19 protein-coding genes are annotated in these 24,032 nt (G+C 26.5%); 12 read left to right on the forward strand and 7 right to left on the reverse strand.

All coding sequences use genetic code 11. The features are described 5' to 3' along the window. The first annotated feature begins 69 nt into the window (after positions 1-69). Both DAD81_RS01955 and DAD81_RS01960 read left to right on the forward strand, forming a co-directional pair. Positions 70-762, forward strand: coding sequence for a cell division ATP-binding protein FtsE (locus DAD81_RS01955; RefSeq protein WP_111706543.1), 693 nt, complete (start codon positions 70-72; stop codon positions 760-762). Next, positions 762-1,655: a glycosyltransferase family 2 protein gene (locus DAD81_RS01960; RefSeq protein ID WP_111706544.1), complete on the forward strand. Its 894-nt coding sequence runs from the start codon at positions 762-764 to the stop codon at positions 1,653-1,655. The genes DAD81_RS01955 and DAD81_RS01960 overlap by 1 nt, the downstream gene beginning before the upstream one ends. Positions 1,656-1,658: 3 nt before the next feature. Here the strand turns inward: DAD81_RS01960 and DAD81_RS01965 are convergent, their stop codons facing one another. Continuing rightward, positions 1,659-2,969 (reverse strand): polysaccharide deacetylase family protein, encoded by a 1,311-nt coding sequence (locus DAD81_RS01965; protein ID WP_111706545.1) that lies wholly within the window; start codon positions 2,967-2,969, stop codon positions 1,659-1,661. After that, positions 2,966-4,063, reverse strand: coding sequence for a glycosyltransferase (locus DAD81_RS01970; protein WP_157961055.1), 1,098 nt, complete (start codon positions 4,061-4,063; stop codon positions 2,966-2,968). The genes DAD81_RS01965 and DAD81_RS01970 overlap by 4 nt, the downstream gene beginning before the upstream one ends. A gap of 659 nt (positions 4,064-4,722) precedes the next feature. On the opposite strand from DAD81_RS01970, the gene DAD81_RS01980 reads away from it, so the two are divergent. Continuing rightward, the gene (locus tag DAD81_RS01980; protein WP_157961056.1) at positions 4,723-5,349 is read left to right on the forward strand and encodes a carboxypeptidase-like regulatory domain-containing protein; all 627 of its coding nucleotides are present in this window, start codon (positions 4,723-4,725) and stop codon (positions 5,347-5,349) included. A 123-nt stretch (positions 5,350-5,472) separates the two neighbouring features. Here DAD81_RS01980 and DAD81_RS01985 read toward each other — a convergent pair whose 3' ends face one another. The 5 genes from DAD81_RS01985 to DAD81_RS02005 all read right to left on the reverse strand — a co-directional run bounded on the left by DAD81_RS01985 (position 5,473) and on the right by DAD81_RS02005 (position 10,343). Then, complete coding sequence (locus tag DAD81_RS01985) at positions 5,473-6,426, reverse strand: SGNH/GDSL hydrolase family protein (RefSeq protein WP_111706549.1); 954 nt, start codon at positions 6,424-6,426, stop codon at positions 5,473-5,475. A gap of 13 nt (positions 6,427-6,439) precedes the next feature. Beyond that, positions 6,440-7,903 carry an MBOAT family O-acyltransferase gene (locus DAD81_RS01990; protein WP_111706550.1) on the reverse strand — a complete coding sequence of 488 codons (1,464 nt, stop codon included), beginning with the start codon at positions 7,901-7,903 and terminating at the stop codon, positions 6,440-6,442. A 6-nt stretch (positions 7,904-7,909) separates the two neighbouring features. Next, positions 7,910-8,152, reverse strand: a complete 243-nt coding sequence (locus DAD81_RS01995; protein WP_111706551.1) for an acyl carrier protein — start codon at positions 8,150-8,152, stop codon at positions 7,910-7,912. 257 nt (positions 8,153-8,409) lie between these two features. Continuing rightward, a complete protein-coding gene (locus DAD81_RS02000; RefSeq protein WP_111706552.1) occupies positions 8,410-8,817 on the reverse strand; it encodes a VOC family protein in 408 nt (135 codons plus the stop codon). Positions 8,818-8,825: 8 nt separating this feature from the next. Next, positions 8,826-10,343 carry an AMP-binding protein gene (locus tag DAD81_RS02005; RefSeq protein ID WP_111706553.1) on the reverse strand — a complete coding sequence of 506 codons (1,518 nt, stop codon included), beginning with the start codon at positions 10,341-10,343 and terminating at the stop codon, positions 8,826-8,828. A gap of 933 nt (positions 10,344-11,276) precedes the next feature. Between DAD81_RS02005 and DAD81_RS02010 the strand changes: the two genes are divergently transcribed. The 9 genes from DAD81_RS02010 (at position 11,277) to DAD81_RS02050 (ending at position 24,025) form a co-directional block, all read left to right on the forward strand. After that, positions 11,277-12,512, forward strand: coding sequence for a tyrosine-type recombinase/integrase (locus tag DAD81_RS02010; RefSeq protein WP_111706554.1), 1,236 nt, complete (start codon positions 11,277-11,279; stop codon positions 12,510-12,512). Positions 12,513-12,606: 94 nt separating this feature from the next. Continuing rightward, a complete protein-coding gene (locus DAD81_RS02015; protein ID WP_111706555.1) occupies positions 12,607-12,918 on the forward strand; it encodes a helix-turn-helix domain-containing protein in 312 nt (103 codons plus the stop codon). After that, complete coding sequence (locus DAD81_RS02020) at positions 12,919-14,196, forward strand: type II toxin-antitoxin system HipA family toxin (protein ID WP_245949162.1); 1,278 nt, start codon at positions 12,919-12,921, stop codon at positions 14,194-14,196. A 125-nt stretch (positions 14,197-14,321) separates the two neighbouring features. After that, positions 14,322-14,513, forward strand: coding sequence for a hypothetical protein (locus DAD81_RS02025; protein ID WP_111706556.1), 192 nt, complete (start codon positions 14,322-14,324; stop codon positions 14,511-14,513). A gap of 413 nt (positions 14,514-14,926) precedes the next feature. Continuing rightward, positions 14,927-16,384, forward strand: a complete 1,458-nt coding sequence (locus DAD81_RS02030) for a DUF3375 domain-containing protein (RefSeq protein ID WP_111706557.1) — start codon at positions 14,927-14,929, stop codon at positions 16,382-16,384. Next, a complete protein-coding gene (locus tag DAD81_RS02035) occupies positions 16,381-16,965 on the forward strand; it encodes a DUF4194 domain-containing protein (protein WP_111706558.1) in 585 nt (194 codons plus the stop codon). The genes DAD81_RS02030 and DAD81_RS02035 overlap by 4 nt, the downstream gene beginning before the upstream one ends. Next, positions 16,949-20,344 carry an ATP-binding protein gene (locus DAD81_RS02040; RefSeq protein WP_111706559.1) on the forward strand — a complete coding sequence of 1,132 codons (3,396 nt, stop codon included), beginning with the start codon at positions 16,949-16,951 and terminating at the stop codon, positions 20,342-20,344. The genes DAD81_RS02035 and DAD81_RS02040 overlap by 17 nt, the downstream gene beginning before the upstream one ends. Then, on the forward strand, positions 20,341-21,510 hold the full coding sequence (locus tag DAD81_RS02045) for a Wadjet anti-phage system protein JetD domain-containing protein (protein WP_111706560.1): 1,170 nt from the start codon (positions 20,341-20,343) through the stop codon (positions 21,508-21,510). The genes DAD81_RS02040 and DAD81_RS02045 overlap by 4 nt, the downstream gene beginning before the upstream one ends. 175 nt (positions 21,511-21,685) lie before the next feature. Further along, complete coding sequence (locus DAD81_RS02050) at positions 21,686-24,025, forward strand: tellurite resistance TerB C-terminal domain-containing protein (protein ID WP_179950008.1); 2,340 nt, start codon at positions 21,686-21,688, stop codon at positions 24,023-24,025. Positions 24,026-24,032 lie beyond the last annotated feature (7 nt).

Genomic DNA, 24,032 nt, shown 5'->3' on the forward strand with positions numbered 1-24,032 from the left:
TTTTAATTATAAATGACTATATGTTGAAATTTTATTTTTAAATATTTAGTTTTGTTAAAAACCAATTAAATGTCTGAAACCATACTTTCTTTACAGAATGCAGAAATATACCAACGCGATAATTTAGTTTTATCGAAAGTGAATCTAAATATTAACCAAGGAGAATTTGTTTATTTAATAGGTAAAACGGGAAGTGGTAAGAGTAGTTTAATGAAAACTTTGTATGGAGATTTATCTCTTGAAAAAGGAACAGGAAGTATTGTAGATTTTAGTTTAAACATGTTAAAAGAAAAGGAAATTCCTTTTTTAAGAAGAAAATTGGGAATTGTATTTCAAGATTTTAAGTTATTGAATGATAGAAATGTTTTTGAAAATTTAAAATTTGTTTTAAAAGCAACGGGTTGGAAAGATTCAGAAAAAATGAAGTCAAAAATAATGGAGGTTTTATCTAAAGTAGGTATGGAAACTAAAGACTTTAAAATGCCTTTTCAACTTTCTGGAGGAGAACAACAAAGAGTAGCAATAGCACGAGCTTTACTAAATGATCCTGATTTAATTTTAGCAGATGAGCCAACCGGAAATTTGGATCCAGCTACTTCTGTTGGTGTTATGAATGTTTTAAAAGAAATTCATCAAACTGGAAAAACAATTTTAATGGCAACACATGATTATGCATTAATTTTAAAATTTCCTTATAGAACCTTAAAATGTGAAGGGGGAGAATTGTTTGAAGTTGTACAGCAAAAAAATTCTGGAGTTTAATGCTATCGGTTTTAATACCAATATATAATTATAATGTAGTAAAACTTGTTGAAACGATACATGCTCAATTTGAAGGGCTCTTAGTTGATTTTGAAGTTATTTGTATTTGTGATGCTTCAAATAGATATATTACTGAAAATAAGTTTGTTAATAGTTTCCTAAATACTAATTTAATAACACTTAGTACAAATATTGGCAGAAGTAAAATTAGAAATTTGTTGGTTGAAAAATCAAATTTCAATTGGCTACTTTTTTTAGATGCAGATGTTATTCCAAAAGAGGATTTATTCATCTCTAATTATTTAAACTTTATTAAAAAAAACAATACAAAGGTTTGTTTTGGAGGTATTGAATATAAGGAGGTAGATGAAATTGAAAATAAACCTCTTAGATTGGTTTATGGGAAAAAAAGAGAAGAAATTTCAGCTGAAAGAAGGAAAAAAAGCCCTTATCAATTTGCTACTGGTACAAATGTTTTGATTCATAAAACAATTTTTAACTCTATAAAATTTAATGAAAACATAGTTAAATATGGTTTTGAAGATGTTCTCTTTGTTGAAAATTTAAAACTTAACAGAATTAAAATTGATCATATTAATAATCCTGTTTTTCATCTTGGTATTGAAAATAATTTAACTTTTTTAAATAAAACCAAAGAAGGGATTGAAAACTTGTTATATTTGAGTAATAATGCAATAATTAAAGGAGACAATTTAAAGTTATTAAAAAGCTTTAGAATTCTATCTTCTGTAAAACTAAATTGGATAATTAAAGGTTTATTTTACATTTTTAAAAAACCGATAGAAAGAAATTTATTAAGTAATTTCCCCTCTCTATTTTTGTTCGATTTATATAAATTGGGGTATTTGTGTTCAGTTCCAAAAGCGGAATAAAACTTAATGTTTACTAGCCTCTTCAACTAATTTTTCATAAACAATTGTCCAATTTTCCCAATCATTGGTTTCGCTTAATGATGAATTGTGCCATAAGGATACAAATGATCCATTTACTTTTTTTATAGAATTAATAATTTTATTTATTTTTTTAATTGCCTGCTCGGGCTTTAATTTTTCATAATGATTTAAAGTTCCATCCATTATTTGAAAAGGAGTAATTAATAAATCTTCTTCCTCATTTTTTAATATGTTAAAAAAGGGAAAGGTTGAACAAATGCCTGCCCGAAATCCAATTTTACTGGCATAACCCATTGTATAATCATGGGATATGTTATTTTTTAATAAATTTTCGTAGGTGCTTGGGAAGCTTAACATTAAAAAATGTTGTCTGCTATTAGTTATTTTTTGATTGGTTATTTTCTCTAATCGTTTTTTTTCAATTCCAATTTTTAATGGATTTTTGTTTGAAGCGTAGGAAGGGTGAATTCCAATCTGGTTTTTATTGTTTAAGTTAAGAGAGGCTATTAATTGTTGAATTGAATTAGTTTTATGATGCAAGTTTTTGTCGAATTTGGCATAATCTCCTAAATTAATAAAATAGTGATTTGTAGTATTATATTTTTCTTGAATTTTATTTATGAAATCATAAGAATTGTAAATGTCATGTTTTTTTAGAATAAATTTAAGCCGATTTTTTAATTCACTTTTATTTAAAGTTAAAACTGATTTTGTAAATCCAGCAAACAACCGAAAAATCCCTTTACCTTTATATGCATATGCAATATCAATATCTATTGAATTTATATACTTGTATTTGGTTTGAGGAAAATTATAATCTGGATAAAGATTAGCAATTTCTTTCTTTAAATTTAATGCCCATAGGTTTACAACTGGAAGCTCTAAAAAATTATTTTTAAAAGCAAATGAATCTTCAGCTTTAAATCTATAATGATTATCTAAATTTTTGGGAAAATATTCTTCATACCGAGAAACCATAAAAAAGGTACTTGCAAAGATGTCAAAACCATAAAGTGAATTATCACATGTTTTAAAGAAATATGGAACATCTTCTATCCATTTAGGTTTAATCTTCTGTTTATTTATATCAGTTTCAAAAAGAATTTTATGAGGAATAATTGAAATACAATCTTTTAAATTTTTAGAACTGTAATTTACACGAACTTGATTTTTAGAATTGTCAAAAGTTTCAAGATTAACGATTTTAAATGTAGTTTTTAATACATGATTAAAAACTACATTTAAACTGTAAATCAAACGGTTTGATATGTTTTCGCTATAAATAACAATCATTTTAAATTACGATAAATGTTTTTTAGCTTTTCACTTTCTTTTTCCCAATTTAATTCATTCTTTGGGTATTCAAATTTTTCAATTGAAAAGTAATTGGTATTTTTAAGTAATATTTTAATTTGACTTGCTAATTTTTCGGGATTTCTATTTTTTACTATTTCACCAACTTTATATTTTAAAACAATGTTTTTCATTTCTGGTAAATCCGATGTCAAAACAGGAACATTGCTCTGAATGTAATCAAATAATTTGTTTGGTAGGGCAAATCTATAACTTAAACAAATATCTTCTTCTAAACTCAATCCTAAATCCGCTAGTCGAGTTAATTTTTTTAATTCAAAAGGATTAATTTTACCAATAAATTTAACCTTATCTGATAGTTTTAAATCTAAGACTTTCTTTTTTAAAGCGTGTTCAATATCTCCTGACCCAATAATTACAAGAATTGTGTTTTGACAAAAAAGCATTGTGTCAATAATTAGTTCAAGACCTCTACCTATGTTTAAAGCACCTTGATAAAGAATTATTTTTTGAATTTCAATTTTAAATGGAAAACTTCCTGTTTTTATGCTATTTATTTTTTTAGGAAAATTTCTGATAACTGAAAAATCAGCGCCATATTTAAATTTATAATACTTGGCTATTGATTTACATACAGTAATGTTGTTTTTTATGTTGGGTAAAATTAATTTTTCAATAGCTAACCAAAAGCTTCTTACAAAAGGTCTATCAATTAATTCAGGTACTTCTGTAAATAGCTCATGGCTATCATAAACTAATTTCTTCTTAAAAAGTTTACTAATTAAATAGTTTGGTAGTAATGTATCTAAATCATTGCTTAATAAAACATCTTTTTTTAAAAAAAGTAGTTTAAAAAATAAATGAATATTGTATTCAGCATAAAATAGAAATCCTTTGTTAAAAATTAAATTTAAGCGAATAGTTGTATAAGGTCTTTCAATAGATTGACTATTCTTTAATTTTCTTCCAATTAATACAATGTCATAATCCATCTCTAAGAGAGTGGAGCAAACTTTATGCACTCTTTGGTCGTTTACTAAGTCATTTGTTACAGAAACAATAATTCGTTTCAAAAATGGAATTATTTTAAATTAATTTAGATCTATTGTAAAGGTAATATATGTTTGCTAATAAAATAAAAAGATTAGTGATAATAATTGGCCAAGAGGTATTTAACATTATTCCATATAAAATAAAAAGTATGGCGCCAATAGAATTTATTATTCTTAAGGTGTATATATTTTTCATTAAAAAAGAAATCATTAGTACTACTGAGGCTGTATAGCCAACCCACTCTGAATAAGGTATATTTAATAACATTTAATTAATTTAAAGGTCTTTATAAAAAAGAAACCTCACTCAAAGTCTTGAGTGAGGAAAATTGCTATGAAAAAGATTGATAAACCGTAAGGCTTACCAGTTACAAAGATACAACTTATTTGCAAATAAAATATTAAATTTTGTTAAAATTTTAATTAATTTTTAAGGGCTCAATAATTGATTTAAAATAGATAATTAAACTTAAGATTAAGGGCTCAAAAATTCATTATAATTATTATTTATTGGATTTGGAATGATTGTTTTAAAAAATTGTGTGTAATTTAGTAGGGTAATAAATAGTTGTTAAAAAACTGTTTGTTTTAAATTTAAGAATTGGATATTATACGTTTGTCAAATGAAAAAAATAAGCTGTTTTGTTATTATAATAATTTGTTTATTAAATGTGCCACTAATGGCTCAAACTCAAATTATAAAAGGGAAAGTTACTGCATTTAAGAAATTTCCACTAAAAGGTGTAAATATTACTGCAAAAAAGTCTAAAGAGAAGGTAATGACAGATTCACTGGGATTGTTTAGTATTTCATGTAAGAAAAAAGATATGTTAAGAGTAGAGTTAGATGGTTTTGAATATCAGTATGTTAAGCTGGGCAAGCAAGATTCATTAAACTTTAACATGATTTATAGAAATAATGAAAAGTCTTACCAAAGTGTTTTAGAAAATAATAATTTAGAAAAAAGTATTTTAGATTATTGCGTAGAAAATTTATTAATAGATAACAATAATTTTGAATATATGACATCAATATTTGAAGTTATTCAAAGTGTTTGTCCAGGAGCTAGAATTTCAGATGATACAGGAAGCGAGAAGGTGCTCTTAATAACAAGAGGCCCCAATTCTTTCTTTGCAGACCCTTATGCACTATTAGTAGTTGATGGGATTGTTGTTGATGAAATTTCTTCAATACAGCCAATTCAAGTTGAAACTATTAAAGTGTTAATTGGCAATGAAGCAGGCCATTGGGGAGTTAGAGGAGGAAATGGAGCTGTGGAAATCACCCTTAAAAAGGGCAGTTTATAATAAATAATGAAAACGCAGGGTTTTGAATATTTGTTAATATCTTGTTTAAATTAAAATTATTGAAAATGTAACAAATATAAAATGTCTTCAAAGTAAAAACTTAAAATGTAGATTTTAAGTTTTCTATTTTGAGTCTTCAATTATTTTTTTAATATCTTCACTTAGTATTTTAGTGAATAACTCAGCTCCTTTTTTATTTAAATGTTGTGAATCATAGAAGTATTCTTTTGAAAGTGAAAGGGGATTATTTGAATAATTAAGAAAGGGAACTTGATATTTTTTAGATATTTTAGTGTAGTATGATATAATCTCATCTTGGTTTTTTATATATTGGTTGTATTCGTAGTAGTTTGGAGGATAAACAAAAAAGATATTTATTTTACTTTTTTTACACTTTGCAATATAAATCTCAAATAGTTTCATTGATTCAGGATCCATTTTTATAAATCTACCGTCCTTATAGTTTTTTTTGAATTTATCAAAAGCACTATTCCATTTTAAGTCCTGTTCAAAATAGCCTTTATATCCAGTGGGTTTTCTTAATTCTAAACCGAAAAAACTGAAAAATCCATCTATAATATCAAAAGGACTTCCATAATATCTAATAAACGGAATATAATAATCTAAAACTGAAAATCCTTTATACATTTTGGTTACTTTTTTAACCTCATCCATATTTAAATAAGGAGAGAATTGCATATAACCAATTAATCCGTCTCTTCTAAATAATTCAAAGTCACCTAATATTTGAAGTACTATTTTTGGCTTTTTATTATATTTTAAATAGAGATCACTTTGTAAGTTTTGAGGGATAAATCCTACTCCTTCCATACCAAGATTGTAGGAATTTAGCTCCAAAATAGAATCAAGTAAGTATGGTGATAATTGAAATTTGGCTGCAGAACTACCGTTAATTATTAAATCAGAATTTAACTCACTATTGTATATTTTCGTTAAATTATTAAACGTATGAAAATGCGTTTTTCTTAAACCTTTTGTAATAGTATAATCTAATAAATATAAAATGGTGATTATAATTGAGCAAAATAAAATTATATTTCCAATAAATTTTTTCATTTAATTTTTTGGTTTAAAATTGAACATAAATAAAGACTTGTTTCCCTCCAGTAAATATTATTGTTGATAATAAAATAATAAAATAGATAACCCAACGACTATATTTATTTTTCATTTTATCTAGTTGGAATAATGGGCATTCTGTTTCTTTACCATACCATTCAATCAGCATAAAAATAAATATAAAAATAATTATTATAAAAATTAATGCTAAATCGTGACTTGTGAATTTTGGAGCATTAAGAAGGGAGGGAGAAAAAATGTCTAAGAAATAATTCCAAGCCTGAAGAATATTGTCAGCTCTAAAAATTATTAAACTTAATGTCCAAATTGAAAATGTTCCAATAATTTTAAAAAAATCATTTATCGATGGTAACCCATACTTGTTTACATTTAGTTTATTCTTTTTAAAAATTGTTTCTGTAAGAATCAGAGGAATAAAAAGTAAGCCATGAAAAAGACCATAAATAACAAATGTCCAATTTGCTCCATGCCATAGCCCAACTAATATGAAATTAATAATTATAGCCAAAATTAAACCCCAATTACCAAAAGATCGAAACTTGAAACTTAATGGCATAAAAATATAATCTGTTAACCAAGATGTTAAAGATATATGCCAATTCCTCCAGAATTCAGCTATATTCCTCGAAAAATATGGGTAATTAAAGTTTTTAGTAATATGGAAACCAAGAATTTTACCAACACCAATTGCCATATGCGAATATCCAGAAAAGTCAGTGTATAGTTGAAAGCTATAAAGAATTGCAATAAGGAGTAATTTACTCGCTGATTGGTTTGGGATATCATCCCAAACTCCATTAATAATCGTAGCTAAATTATCTGCAATTACTGCTTTTTGAAATAAACCCCACAGAATTTGTCTACAACCATTTACGGTCAAATCATATTTGAATGATCGCTTGCTTAAAAGTTGAGGAATAAAATTATTTGGTCTATCTATTGGGCCAGACATAATTGTAGGGAAAAAAGCTACATAAGTTGCAAAGACTCCAAAATCTTTAGATGGTTCAATTTGGCCACTATGAACTTCAATAATATAACTAATTAGTTTAAAAGTAAAAAAACTTATACCAATGGGCATAATAATATTGAAGGTTCCTATATTTGATTTTAATCCTAACGTGTTTAAAACGGATGAAAATGAATCAATAAAAAAATTGAAATACTTGAAATAAACTAATAAACCAATTCCTAGCAGTATACCTAGGGTTGCTAACCAAGAAGATTTCTTTTCATTTTCTTCAGTTGAATGAATTGCAATACCTAAAGTAAATATTATAACAGTAGCAATTAAGAGTATTGGGATAATTTTCCAATTTACATATCCATAAAAGAAATAACTTGAAAGAAGTAATATCCAATTTTGGTACTTGGTATTTTCTTTAAATAAGAAATAATATAAAAAGAATACAATAACAAAAAATATTAAAAAACTAAGAGAATTAAATATCATAGGCTATTATCCAATTTTTAGTACTAAAAGATCAATCATATCTCCAACATTTTTCATTTTATTCAAATCTCTTAATTTAAACTTTATATTAAAAGTATTCTCCACTTCTACAATTAGCAACATGTGGGTTAAAGAATCCCAATTATCAACATCGTTTGCAGTCATTGTCATGTTAATTACTAATTTATCGTCATCAAAAACTTTTCTGAAGATAGCTTCAACTTCTTGTGTTATTTTAGTCTTATTCATATTAATTATTTTATGGTTAGTAATATTTTTCTATTATCTATTAATAGCTAAGGTATAGAGTATGTATTAAACTTTATTTTATGAGATTTAATTAATCTTTGTTTTTTTAAAAATATATTTAGTTTTAAAATCCTGACCTTAAACTGAATAGACTGAAAATTTATTTTATAGCTCTTTTTTATATTTTAAATTTAAATGCAAGAATAAAAGAATGAGTTCCTATTAGTATTATTATATAAATACAATTAACGAGTATCTTAAATTTGTTTTTGATATAATTCTATAAATCCACAATTAACAGAATATAGATAGCAAAATAAACCATTATCCATTGTGTTTGAAATTTTAGGTTCAAATAACAATCTAAACCCGCTATCTTCTAATTCGTCTGCTGCGGCAACAATATCAGTTACCTCATAACAAGTGTGATATACTGTTGATCCCATTTTCTTCAGTATTAAGGATATGGCTGAATCTTCATTTAATTCTTCAATTATCTCAATTATTGGATTATCTTCTTTTTTTAAGAAACAAATTCGTACATTTTGGGAAGGTTCGATTTTAATGTCAGACGGTGAATAACCCAGCTTCTCATAAAATGTTATGCATTTATTAATGCTCTTTGTTGCAATTCCTATATGATGAAATTTATAGTTAATGTTCATAATACACCTTATTTTATTAATGATTTTAGTTCTAGTCTATTAATTTTTCCACTCGTGTTTAATGGAAATTCCTTCAAAAAATAAAGTTTTGAAGGAATCATGTAGAGTGGTAATTTAGTTGCCAAATAATTTTTGACGTCATCACTAGACACTTCGGAACTTTCTATGAACAATGCAAGTTCAGTATTGCCATTTTTATTAGTAAAAGCGATTGCTATAGCATTTACTCCGTTAAGATAATCTCTAACTTTATATTCTATTTCTCCAAGCTCTATTCTATATCCTTGTATTTTTACTTGGTGATCAATTCTTCCAAATAATAATATGTCGCCATCTTGATCAAAATAACAGGAATCGCCAGTTCTATAAAACCTTAACTCATTATGATTAATTTTCTTTATTATAAATGAATCTTTATTCTTGCTTTCATTCTTCCAATAGCCGGGTGTAACTTGATTTCCGGCAATACACAATTCTCCTTTAATACCTGGTTTTTTAGTAATAGCACCATCAAAAAGTATAACAGACTCTAAACCTTTCATTGCTTTACCAATAGAATACATTCCGTTTAATGATTTATTCTCTATTTTCCTATCTATTTCATAATATGTACAATATATAGTGGCTTCAGTTGGTCCATAAAAATTAAATAATCGTGCATTAGGCACACATTTTATCCATTCATCAACCAATTCAACAGGGGAAGCTTCAGCTGTAAGAATGTTATATCTCATACTAGGTATTTCAATTTCATCAAAATAAGGTTTAAGGTATCTTAACATAGAAGGAGCCATAGCTCCAAACGTAATTTTATGATCATCTAATAGTCCATATACATAGCTAAACTTAATTTGATTATGCGGTATTGTATATGTACATGCTCCTTTTGTTAGCGGAACTAAGTAAGACTGGACAGAAACATCAAATGTTAAATCAAAAGGTTGTAAACATCTATCTTTTTCAGTAATATCAAATCCTATTTCAAAAAATGATTTCATAAAAGCTCCTACATTTTCTCTGGTAATAGACACACCTTTAGGTTTTCCGGTACTTCCTGATGTAAATAAAATATACGCTAATTCACTATCTTCTATTTTGTTTATTTCTAAATTAAATTTAGTAAATAATAATTCATTTGTGTTTATTTTTCTAAATTTTTCATATTTATTATCAAATGAAGAATCTAATATTAAACCCACCTCTGCTTGACTAATTATTTCTATATTTCTTTCAATAGGCTGCAGAGGGTGAAGAGGTACATATGCTAAGCCTTCTAACCAAATTGCAAATATTGAAGCGTAAGTTTCTAAATCGTCATTTACAACTAAACCTATATTTTTAGAAACAAAACTTTGTTTTTGCAAACTATCTCTAATCTTAGAAGTTGCTTTACCTAATTCTATATATTTAAAGAACTCTTCATTTATACAAAATGCATTTAAATCTTTATGAACCTGATTAATGAATGGTTTTAAGATATAGTCATTAAAAATTATTTGCTCCAGTTTTTCTTTGTTTTTTTGCATATATCCTGTTTTCTATAAGGTTTAGCATTTCTTGTTTAGTTTAAAATAGTTCAACTTAAAGGGTTAAGTTATTAAATGTAGGGGTACTTTTTAAAATTGGAGGTTACTTTAATGTATAAGGAAAGTTGCGATTTTATTAGCTAGGGGTCTCTGAAGGAAATTCAGAAGTTTTAAAAATGCAACAACCTTTAGCTAAACCAAATTTAGTAATTTTTTTTATATGTTGTTAGTTTATTTTTTATTCTGTTTGGATATGAAGTCGGTTTATGTGATGTTTATTTAGTTTACCTTGATTAGTCTTAATAATATATATTGCACGACAATAAACAGTCCTTATAGAATCTATTGAAAGTGTTATTTTCTGAGTTACACTCTCAGATTCATTAAATATCATATATCGTTAGAATTTGGAATGTGATTTTTTTTGTTAAAACATCCAAATACGTTGTCTTTAATTTCGATTTAATTTTTTTGAGAAAGAGAATTTTTAAGTTTCAAGACGAGCTTTGTGAAAAAAAATGAAATCTCCATTTTTAGGCGGGGGAACTTTTTTAAGAAAGAATATGATGTTGAATGTTGTTTTCATTTTCAATTTTTTAGATAATAAAATTATATAAAAAAAAGCAGTACCCAAAATAAAATAATATAAAATGGGAATTAAAATGGTACTGTAATAATGCTTTTACAAGATGTGGGAGGAGTAGTAAGTTATTGATTTATTAGGGGGTAGCGATTGTTTGCATTGTGTTGAATTGATAATAGTGGAGACGCCGGCTCATATTTAAGTTAATTTTTATTATCCAAATATTGTTCTTATGTTGTTGTAAAACAAGGTGTTGAGCAATTTTTTTATGCCTTATTATCATTTTTTTTAATAATAAGATATAATAAAATTATCAACCATTTTATCAACGCATAAAAATAATTAAAATTATGAGGCACACATTTTATTTGAGAAAACCAAAAGGTGAAAAGGAAACATTAATACTTTTTTCGTGTTATTTTAAAAATGAACAAAAGCAATTTGTTTATTCAACAAGAAAAACAATACACCCTATTCACTGGGATTTTGAAAATAATAAACCCAAGAATAAGGGGAAAAATATAGCTATTAATCAAAAAAAGATTACCAATACATTAAATAAGTTCACCGATGAGTTTGATACATTTGAATCTAGATGTGAATTAAGTAAAACGGAATTTAATAGCGATTTGTTAAAACAGTATTTAAATCAAGCCTTTGGTATTGTAACAGCTAAGCAAAGTTCTTTTTTTGATGTTTATGAAAAATTTATGGATGAGAAAATTAAACGAAAAGAATGGAAAAAAACTACTGTAAAGAGATATTATAATGTAAAAAATATATTGCTTGAATTTGAAAAAGTAAATAAATATAAATTAACTTTTAGTAAAATTAACAATTCATTTTACACTGATTTTACTGATTTCTGTTATGAGTATAAAGATCATTATACAAGTACATTTAGCAGAAATGTTGGGTTGTTTAAAACATTTATGTATTGGGCTTATAAAAAAGAATTTACTTTCAATAATGCCTTTATGGATTTTGTTAAGCCAGCTAAAGATTTAACTCGACAAGAAGTTTTTTCATTGGAAGATGTTAAATATTTAAATTCTTTTGATTGTAGTTCTGATAGGTTAACCAAGGTTAAGGATATTTTTATTTTTCAATCTTTAACGGGTTTACGAGGTGGTGAATTGAAGAAAGTAAATAAGCGAGTTGTATTTGATAATTATTTTGTCTTGAAAGAAGAAAAAGATTCTTCAAAACCAGATAGGGAAATTCCTTTAATTGCTATTTCAAAGGGGATTTTAGTGAAGTATAATTATGAACTTCCAATAATTACAATACAAAAGTGTAATGATTATATAAAAGAAGTTGTTGAAAATGCCGGATTTATTCATGAGGTTGAATACACAAGAACTAAAGGTGTTGAGCAAGTAACTTTTATAAAGAAGTTTTATCAACGAATATCTTCGCATACGGCTAGAAGAACATTTATTACCATAATGAGAAATAATGGAATTGCTGATAAAACAATAATGAGCATAAGTGGGCATAGAGATATTAAATCTTTTAATATTTATCATCAAGTCAATAACACTGCTAGAATTGATGCTGTGGAATCTGTGTTTGGTGGGATGTGAAAATTTATAAGAATCTTAAATATTATTAATAATGTAAACTATATTTACCAAAAAATGCTATATTTGTAATATATAGTTTACATTATATTTGATTATGGCAAGAAGAAAAGTTATATTATTACCAAAGGTAAAGAGAATTCTATCTGAGTTAGGTGAGAATATTAAACTCGCAAGACTTAGAAGAAAATTGAGTGCAGCACAAGTGGCTGAACGAGCAAATATGAGCAGACCTACTTTATCAGGTATTGAAAAAGGTTCTGAAAGTGTTAGTATTGGCTCTTATTTATTGGTACTTCAAGTTTTAGGTTTAGAAAAGGATTTTCTTGATGTTGCTAAGGATGATGTTTTAGGAAGAAAATTACAAGATGCTAAATTAACAGTAAAAGAGAGGGCTCCTAAAAAATAAATGATGATTAAAAGAAATACTAAAAGATCAATATTTGTATATGCTGATTGGGATGGATTGGAAACACCTCAGTTGATGGGTATACTTTTTGCCGAATTATTAAGAGGGAAAGAAATATTTTCGTTTGAATATGACAAAGAGTGGTTAAATTCAGATAAAGCTCAATTATTAGATCCTGATTTGCAATTGTATGCTGGATTACATTATTTAAATGATGATATTAAAACTAATTTCGGACTATTTTTAGATTCTTCTCCAGATCGTTGGGGAAGAATATTAATGCGTAGGAGAGAAGCTGCAATGGCTAGATTAGAAGAAAGAAAAGAAAGTAGTTTATTTGAAACAGATTATTTATTAGGTGTTTATGATGGACACAGGATGGGTGCATTACGATTTAAGTTAGAAATTGATGGACCTTTTTTAAATGATAATAAAAAATTAGCAAGTCCACCCTGGTCATCTATTAGAGAGCTAGAGCAAATTAGTTTACGATTAGAAGATGAAGATGTTGTAGATGATCCAGGTTATTTGAATTGGTTAAGTATGTTGGTTGCTCCAGGTTCTTCTTTGGGTGGTGCTAGACCAAAAGCAAGTATAGTAGATAAGAATAATGAATTATGGATTGCGAAATTTCCAAGTAAAAATGATGGAGAAAATATTGGAGCATGGGAAATGGTTACTTATGAATTAGCTTTGGAATCGGGTATTGAAATGTCAGAATGTAGAGCTCAAAAATTTAGTAGTAAATATCATACATTTTTAACTAAAAGATTTGACCGAACCCAAGAGGGAAAAAGAATTCATTTTGCATCTGCAATGACTTTGTTAGGATATACGGATGGACAAGATTATTCGGATGGAGTTAGTTATTTAGAATTGGTAGAATTTATTTCAACTAATGGTGCTAATGTTGAAACGGATCTAAAACAGTTATGGAGAAGAATAGTATTTAGTATTTGCGTTTCCAATACAGATGATCATTTAAGGAATCACGGTTTTATTTTAACAAATAATGGTTGGATTCTTTCTCCAGCATATGATATTAATCCAGTTGAAACTGGAACGGGATTAAAATTAAATATTTCTGAAAATGACAATGCATTAGATTTAGATTTGGCTCTTGATGTTTCACAATATTTCAGGTTAGGAAATGACGAAGCCATTAGCATAATAAATGAAGTTAAACACGCCGTTAATAATTGGAGAATTGTAGCTAATAATATAGGGTTATCAAGAACAGATCAAGATTTGAAAGCCAGAGCTTTTATGTTTGATTAAATTGTCTTATAAGTTTTTACTTTTGTAATTGGATAGATATAAAATATATATGTAACATTACTGCTATGACACTTTGATTAAAAATTAAATATAGAGCTTTGATAAAATATTTAATAAATTAAATTATGATTATCAAACTTACAAAAAAAACAAAGTCACTTCTTGATGTAGCCTTAATTTCTGTTGGATTTGAAAAATTAAAAGAACTAGGGATAAATAAAACTGATTTTCAACTATTCGTTATTGAAAATGAATCGAATACTTTTAACCAGGAAACAATACAATATTTATTGACAGAATTAAATTTAGTTACATAACTAGTAAATTGGAGTATAAAAATTCTTTAGAAGTGTAACGTTATAAAAGCTCTTAAATAAATGAAGTGCTTTTCAGGCAAATAAAATTATAATGTATTTATATAGCTGTCCGAAACCCAAATAATGAAACTATTTATTTAAAATCCTTATGAGTCGATTTTTAAATATAGCACAATTCAAGTTTTGGTAACTACTTAAACAGAAATTAGACCTGAAAAATTTCTGCTAATTAATAAATATTTTTAGAAACCAAACAAAAACCTCCTTGTTCTATAAAATATAGATTTATATAATTCTATATTTATATAAATTTCACTATTTTTATGCTTTAATAATTGCTAAGAGATATTGCCCTTTTTCTAAAATGCACCAACAATGTGTGGGCATAATTTCCCAGTTGCTATCCGAAATATATGATAGAACCAGATGAGATGATTGAAATATTGTCTAATTCTCCAAGTGTTGAGCTTTTAAGAATTAGACAAAGAGATTTAACTATTGAATTTTTTATTAGAGAATTCAAGGGGGAAGAAACTATAATTACTTCGGATAAACTACATGCTGATCTTTCTGACTTCTTAGAATATAAAAACGTTCAGGATGATGAAGAGAGTGACATTAAAGTATTTGATACATTTGAAGAGAAAGCAAAAAAATATATAAAGAACTGGACTTCAAAAGGATTTCTAACGAATTATAGTGAAAATGATGAAATTTATTTTGAATTAACTTCTCATACTAATAAAACTATCGACTGGCTTTCAAGCTTAAAAAAGAAAGAATTTGTAGGAGCAGAATCAAAATTCAAAGATATATTTAACCAGTTAAAAGAATTGGTTGAATATACGAATGAAGATATAGAAAAACGGATTGAAATACTTACGAGTAAAAAACTTGAAATTGAACATCAAATTCAACAATTACAATTTGGAGAAGATGTTAATGTTTTTGAAGATTATCAAATTATTGAAAAATTCAATAACCTCAATCAATCAGCAAAAGAGCTGTTGTCGGACTTTAAAGAAGTTGAAGACAACTTCAAAAATATTACAAAAGAAATATACCACAAACATTCCGATAGTAGCTTAACAAAGAGTGATATCCTTGGTTTTACATTTGATGCCCTTGATGAGTTAAAAGATAGTCATCAAGGAAAAAGTTTTTATGCTTTCTGGAGATTTTTAATGGATAGAGGGCTTCAAGAACAATGGCAAAGCCTAACACTTGAATTATTTGAAACATTGTCTCAAAAAAGTATTGAGTCCAAAGATTCGTTTCTAAAAGGAATGAAAAATCACCTTTATAATTCTGGTAGAAAAGTAACAAAAGCAAATGATAAGATGGCTCAAAAGTTGAGTCGAATTATTAAAGATAATCAAATATCGCAAAAGCAAATCACAGATAAATTAATTCAAGAAATTAAGTCATTTTTAAGTGAAATAAGCAAGTTGAAAATCACTCCTGATCTCTCAATTGAATTAGAAGATGAATTGTATTTGAAAATCCCTTTTGAAAAACGGTTAACTCACGAACAAAAGGAAGATATTGTATATAATAGTAAACCAGTTTTAGCTGACAATAATATTTATGAATCAGATCAATTAAATAAAATCTTTGATAAAGATGTTATCGACAAAAAAGAACTTTCTAATAGAATCAAAAAAGCATTGGACATAAATTCTCAAACTACTCTTTTTGAAGTAATTGAATCTAATGGAGGAATAGATAAAGGTTTACCTGAGCTTTTTGGATATTTTAATGTAATCAAAGATTTTACTCATAATTTTAATCCCGACAAACAACAAGAAATAGTTTTTGATACTAAAAACTTAAAATCAATTAAAATCCCTGAAATTATACTTCTTAAATGAGTCACTTACAAGATAAAATAAAACCATATTCAAAAGCGATAGTTAAATTGCTAAGAGGAACAGTAGAAAGTAAAGATATTACTTGGGCTGAAATATTAAATTACAGAGATGAAATTCAAGACTATATTAATCAAATTGGTTTAGAATTGATTCTTAAAGAAGATGATGGATATGCCTTTGTGAAACAATTTGAAATAGACAATGATGGAAATACCATAGGATTGGTTTCAAGAAGACAAGTTGGTTTTGAAATGTCAATACTTTTAGTAATACTAAGGCAAATTATAGAAGAATTCGAGCAAAATCCAATTGAATTTCAAGGGTTAGAAAAGAATATTTCACATACAGAACTTAGAGATGAAATTGAATTATTTCTACCTGAAAAATATAATAAAGTTAAATTTTTAAAAGATTTAGATACTTATATTAAACGTGTAATAGAATTAGGTTATTTGAAAGAAATAAAAAATAATGAGGGAGAGGCAAGGTATAAAATACATAGAATAATTAAAGAAAAGGTGACACTTGATATTTTGAATGAATTTAAAGAAAAATTAAAAAATTATGTACAGTCTATTTAGTACAAGTTCTGATAAAGCAGGGTTTAGACTTCAATATATGGAAGTTTATAATTGGGGGACTTTTGACAAACAAATTTTCAAAATCAGTCCATTAAGTAATAACTCTCTTTTAACTGGAGCTAATGGTTCAGGAAAAACAACATATATTGATGCTCTATTAACATTACTAGTTCCATCTAAAAAAGACCGTTTTTACAATCAATCATCTGGTGTAGAAAAAAAAGGAGATAGAGATGAAGAAAGTTATGTTCTTGGTCATTATGGTGATATACAGAAAGAAGGTGAGTTAAGTAGTACAACTCAAATGTTAAGAAATAAGAAGTCATATTCTGTTATTTTGGCTTGTTTTGCTAATACAGACCAGAAAACTGTGACACTTTTCCAGGTAAGATGGTTTTCAGGTGGAGTGTTAAAAAGATCATTTGGCATTGCTCATCAATCCCTAAATATTGAAAATGATTTTTTCCCATTTGATTCAAAAGGAAATTGGAAAAAACTAATAGATAAAATATATAATTCCAATAGTCTAAAGAAAAAAGTAGAGTTTTTTGAGGGACCAACAAAATATGCCGAAAGAATGGTTATTTTATTTGGTATGAAATCATCAAAAGCTCTTAGTTTATTTAATCAAGTTGTTGGAATTAAGGTTTTAGGTGATTTAGATGAATTTATTCGTGTAAATATGCTAGAATGGAGAGATGCTGAAAATGAATACATTCAACTTAAAGAGAGCTTTGTTACTTTAATGGATGCAAAAAATAATATTGATAAAGCTAAAGAGCAAATTAAACAACTTGAACCTATAAATAATATTGCAAACCAACTTGAAAAAATTGAGGGTAGTATTAAGAATTTAAAAGCTGATAAAGAAATTAGTGTATTTTGGTTTTCAATAAAAGGGAAAAATATTTGTGAAAAAGAAATTGAAGTAATCAATGCTAAGCTAGTCCTTTGTGATGCTGAAATTGAAAAGCTAAAAGCGAAAGAAATTGATTTGAAAGAGGAAGAAACTGATTTAAGTGTTCAAATTAAAAGTGATGAAGTTGGCAAACAAATATCAGAATTAAGTAAAGAAATCCTGAGATTTGAAAAACTCAGAGATACTAGAAAAAACAAATTAGATAATTACAATTCATTATCACAAAAACTAAGTTTACCAACAAACCCTAATAAAGAAGTTTTCTTACAAACAAGAGAAACAACTAAGATTAAAAAGGCTGAGTGTAAACATAAGGAAGATGCGCTTAGGGACGATTTAAGAAAGATAAAGAATCAACAAGATGAAATAGAGTTTAATGTAAGTAATGGTCTTGAGACGGTAAAAATACTTCAGCAAAACAAAAATAATATTTCAGGACGAGTTGCTCAAATTAGAGAAGAAATTTTATTAGAAATTGGAGCAACTAAAGAAGAGATACCATTTATTGCAGAATTAATTAATATAAATGATTCTGAAAAAGAATGGGAGTCTTCAATAGAAAAAGTACTTCATAATTTTTCTTTACAATTAATTGTTCCAGAAAAATACTACCATCAAGTGAATAAATATGTGAATAATATTAATTTAAAAGGGAAGATAAACTATCAATGTTATAGGCAACAAGTTTCTCTTTTAACTATGCAGAGCATTAGTTTTGATAAAAAATACTTAATCAATAAGATTAGTTTTAAACCAAATAACTTATATACAGATTGGATTGAAGAAAAAATAATTCAACAATTTAATTATATATGTGCAGATAATTTGGAAGAGTTTAATGTCCAAGAAAAAGCAATAACTAAGAAAGGACTCGTCAAGTTTGGAAAAGGAAGACATGAAAAGGATGACCGTAAACATATCATAAGTAAAGAAAATTATATTTTAGGTTGGGATAATAAAGAAAAATTAGAATGGTGGAAAAAAGAATTAAAACTTTATCAATTAGAGCAAAAAGAAAATTTAGTACAGTTAAGAAAAATAGATAAGTCTATTAATGAGATTGAAGAACTTCAAGATGATTATTCTGAATTATTCAAACTATACACTAAGTTTGACGAAATAGATTGGCTCACGTTTGCTAAAGAAATAAAATTAAAACAAGAACAAAGAACAAAGCTTGAAAAAGCAAATGATAAAGTAAGGGTGCTTCAAGAACAATTGAAAGAAACTAAAGAACTTTTGAGTAAAAACGGAGACTTGATAGATGAAGAAAAGGATACAAAATCAAAATTGAAAATTTCGCTTGATGATGCTGAAAGTCAATTAGCAAATCATCTAAGTATTTTAAATGTTATTGAAGAAATTAATGCAGACTTGGTTGAATTTGAATTTGAAAATAAAAATTTATTAAATATTAATTATTCGAATTTTGAAGTTGTTAGGGCTTCATTTCAAACAAATAATTCTTTAAAATTAACCGAATTAAACAAAAACAAATCAAATTTAAAAGAGGAAGTAATTCCGAAAATCAGTGCTTTTAAAAACCCTTCTGAATCAATTTCATCTAAATACAAGTCTTGGCGTTCAGATGTTAGTTCTTTGCCTGAAAAAATTGAATTCATAAGTGAATATCAAGATAAGTACAAAGATCTAATAGAAGAAGGGCTTATTGAATTTGAAAATCGTTTTAATAAATATTTAGAAGATACTATTACAGATAAAGTAGGTGGTTTTAATATGTTTTTTCAAAATTGGGGAGATGACATAAAGAAAAATATTGATTCGTTAAATGATGCATTGAGGGAAATTGAATTTAAAAATAGTCCAAAAACATATATCCAACTCATTGCTCAATTTAAAACTAGTGATGAGATAAAAGAGTTTAAAAATCTATTGCATAATGCAATACCAAATTTTAAAGAAATTGATAGTTCAATAGATGGGAAAAAAGTACATTTTGAAAATCATATTGAACCTTTAATAAAGAAATTAGAAGATGAAAAATGGCGAAATAAAGCAATGGAAGTTCGCTCATGGTTTGAATACAAAGCTGAAGAATTTTATTTAGAAACAAATCAAAAGTTTAAAACATATTCTGGGATGGGGCAATTGTCTGGAGGTGAAAAAGCGCAGCTTACATATACTATTTTAGGTTCTGCAATTGCGTATCAATTTGGATTGACAAAAGAAGGATTGCAAACTAATTCTTTCCGTTTTATAGCGATTGACGAAGCATTTAAAGCTCAAGATGAAGACAAAGCTCAATATTTAATGAAATTATGTAAACAACTTCATTTACAACTTTTAGTAGTAACACCTAGTGATAATATTCATATCGTTGAGCCTCATATTTCTTTTGTTCATTTTGTTGAAAGAAAAAACGACAGAAATTCTTGGTTGTATGATATGCCGATTAAGCAATTTCAAGAAGAGCGAGAAAAATATGTTGTTGGAGTATGATAAGTGCTAAAGAAATAAAAATAAAAGCTGAGAGAAAGTATAAAAATTTTCTTCAATCTATAGTTGAAAAAATAGAAATTTTCCCATTGGTTATTTTAGGTGATAAAAAACCAGGTAAGTCTCTTTCAAATTTTAAAGATGAAATTACTAATCTAATTGCTAGTTCAAAAGAAAAAAAAGGATTTGGATACACGATTACTTATGAAGTAAGAAAAACGAAATTGTTAGGCACACAAAGCTTTCCTTCAAGCATTTATTTTGAAACAAAGAATGATTTTATTAAATTTTTAAAAAAAGAAAAGGAAGTAGATCTTTTTATTTTATTAAGCAAACAAACTATAGAGGAATTTCCAGAATCTAAGCCTTGGATTGAAAAATACCCACTTAAATTAGTTGCTAATATTTCCGTTTGGAATAACATTTTAAAAGTATGTAGATTCTTTAAAATTAATCCAAAACCTAATTTATATATTAGAGAATTACCTATTAAAGTTCATACAAAGTTTATTGAAAATAACAAAGGAATAATTAAGGAGCTATTAGATATAATTATTGCAAATTCAGTAAATCTATTTGAAAATGATTTTGAGAAGAGATTTAGCTTAAAGTATAGCGAATCTCTTGTTAGATTTAAAATTTTGGATGAATTAATAAGTTCAGAATATTTTTCAGGAATCAGCGATATTTCAATACCTGTAAGTCAATTTAGTACCTTAAAAATTCCAGTTAAGCGGGTTATCATTGTTGAAAATAAAATAAACTTATACACTACGCTGACTTTACCAAATCAAGAAAATACAATTGCCATTTTCGGAAAGGGTTTTCAAGTTTCTAATATAAAAAATATAGAATGGCTAAACGAAGTTGAAATTTTATATTGGGGAGATTTAGATGCTCAAGGTTTTGAGATTTTATCACAAGTTAGAGGCTATTTTCCTAAAACACAAAGTATTTTGATGGATGAAAATACTTTTGATAAATTCTTTGAAAATGATTTAGGAACTATTTCAAAAGTGTCAATTGAGCTTAACTTAACTGAGCCTGAATTAGTAATCTATAACAAATTAAAAGAAAATAACTGGAGATTAGAGCAAGAGAAAATTCCTCTGGATTATGTTAATTTAGAATTTAATAAAAAAGAAGCTAACTTCATACAAAAAAAATAAAAGAACGTTGAATCTTAAATCAAATAAAAAATTATATTCTGCAAGTTTTCTTTATTCCTTGCTAGGGTTTATTAAATTAATTATGAATTTAAGATTTTTTCTGGTTGTCTTATTTTTAAGTTTTTCGATTAAGATTTATACTCAAAATTTTAGAATAATAACTTCTGATATAAATATGAGGAGTGGTCCAGGAATATCCTATAAACCTTTAAAAGTAATTCAAAAAAAAGATACTGTTGAATTGTTAGAAACAATAAATTCTAATTGGGTTAAAATTAAGCATAGGGAGCTAGTTGGTTTTACATCAAGCCAATATTTTAAGGAATTTGAAGAAAAAACAGACCTAATTAAGGATGATAATAAACAAAATTTAAATGATGATAATTCCTTTTATCAAGTACTGTTGGGGTTTTGTTTTGTTCTTGGAATTATATATTTTGTATCGAAATCTGGAAAGAAACATAGAGATAGGTATATTGCATCAACTCTCGCTCTTTTCTTAGGAATATTTGGGTTTCAAAAATTCTACTTAGGGCAAAAAAAAGGAGGTATAATTTCTTTACTATTTTGTTGGACTCCTTTTCCTTTCTTAATTGGATTAATTGATTTTTTTAAATTAGTGATAATGAAAAAGAAGGATTTTAATAACAAATACAACAATACAACTCTTAAAAATGATAGCATAATTAATTATAAAAGTTTCCAAGATGAAAAAGAAGAATTAGAAAAAAATAAAACCATTCATTATAATGTAGATAATACAATTATTGATGTTAATTCAGAAATTCTAGATCTAAGTATAGAAAAAGACACGGCTATTGAAGTACCTTATTGGAGCCATACTTATGTTTATTCTTACAATGAAATAAACAATGCTAATCAACAGCAGAAGAACTTTTACAAGTATTTTAGAAAATTATTTTTAAAGGGAGAATTTGTAAACATTCAAGGATTTACAAACTATGCATTCATTTTATATTTTGATTTACTTAATGACTATGAGGACAATAAAGATATTAAACTTCTTGAGGAACGGTTTAAATTTTTAGGAGAAATATGTCCTAAAACAAAGAGCTATAGTTTAATGTCTTTAAAGGACTTATTAAAGAATAGAAATGATTCTTATTCAATAACAAAACTTCAAAATTTACAGAATTCTAGTTATCAATATGAGTATGGATATTCTGATTATGATCCAGATGAATATAAGTTAGGTAAAAAGTATAAAGATGAACTAGGGCTCAGTAAACAGGAAGTTGCTTGGTTGAATAAATTTCGGAAGCAATCAAATGGTTTTACTAATATTAAAGGTTGTCTTATTGCTGTAATAAAGCAGTATATTTTTATTTTAAAGGAATCGAATAAGCATTTAAATGCAAAGGATAGTTCAATTACAAAAGAAGTTAATTATTTTAAAGAGAAAATCACTAAGTTTTATAAAACTAGAAATAACTCTGAACAAGTTTACTATGATATATCTTATTCTAACCAAAGGATTGAATCTGATACCTATCTCACAATATTTAGGCGAGTAGAAAACTCTGTTCGTAAAAACTTTGGACACAAAAAGAGTCTTTCTGAAGATTTCCTGTTCTATGATAATAATATAAATCAAGAAATTGAAAAAAGAATTGGAGATATTATTAAAGAATTAATTAAAGAATTTAAAAGTCAAATTGAAGAACCTGACATTTTAACACAGGTTGAATTAAATGGACAGAATGTAAATAGGTGGAAAATAGAATTCGCAGATTTAAAAAATTCTTTTCAAATAGAAAAAAAGGATATTTTTATTAAAGGAATATCTGATCTTGAGGAAGCTAATAAAAAATGTTCAAATATTGAAAATATTTTTTATGAGGCATCTAAGTTTATTTCAAAACATGATGATGTTCAAGCTTTAAAATATTATGCAACATATATTTACTATGATTTGAATTCTAAAAAGTTTAATAACAAACAACTGATGAATTCAGTTAAAAAATCATTATTTAAAACTGAAGAGCAATTAACTGAATTTACAGTAATAATAGAGGAATTAATTAGAACAAGGAATATTGAAAGTGCATTGGAAAGTATTTCAAAAATCTATATTCCTAAAAGAAAGAAAATTCTTCTAAATAAAACTGAAATTAAAGAGGTTGAGCATAAACATAGTGGGACTGTTGAATTATTAAATGAGTATCTTAATGAAGACGATGGAGTTGAAAGTAAAGAAAATAAAGAAGTTGAATTAGCATTCATTTCTTCTTCAAAAAAAAGCTCGATTTTTAAACCTGAGTTACGCATAAATGATATTCAAGAAAAGTTACTTTTAAAAATAGCAAATAACTTGTTTTTAATTCATCAAGATGAAGTAGATAAATTCGCATTAGAGAATGGGTTATTTAAGAACCAGCTTGTAGATAGTATAAATGAAATATGTGAAGATTATCTTGAAGGGGAAGTATTAATAGAGGAAGATGAAGAAAATTATATTATTGAAGAATCATATTATAAAGAAATAGTATTATAAGTAATAA

Origin of the sequence: Lutibacter citreus, assembly GCF_003260195.1 — a bacterium.
GTDB classification, from domain to species: domain Bacteria; phylum Bacteroidota; class Bacteroidia; order Flavobacteriales; family Flavobacteriaceae; genus Lutibacter; species Lutibacter citreus.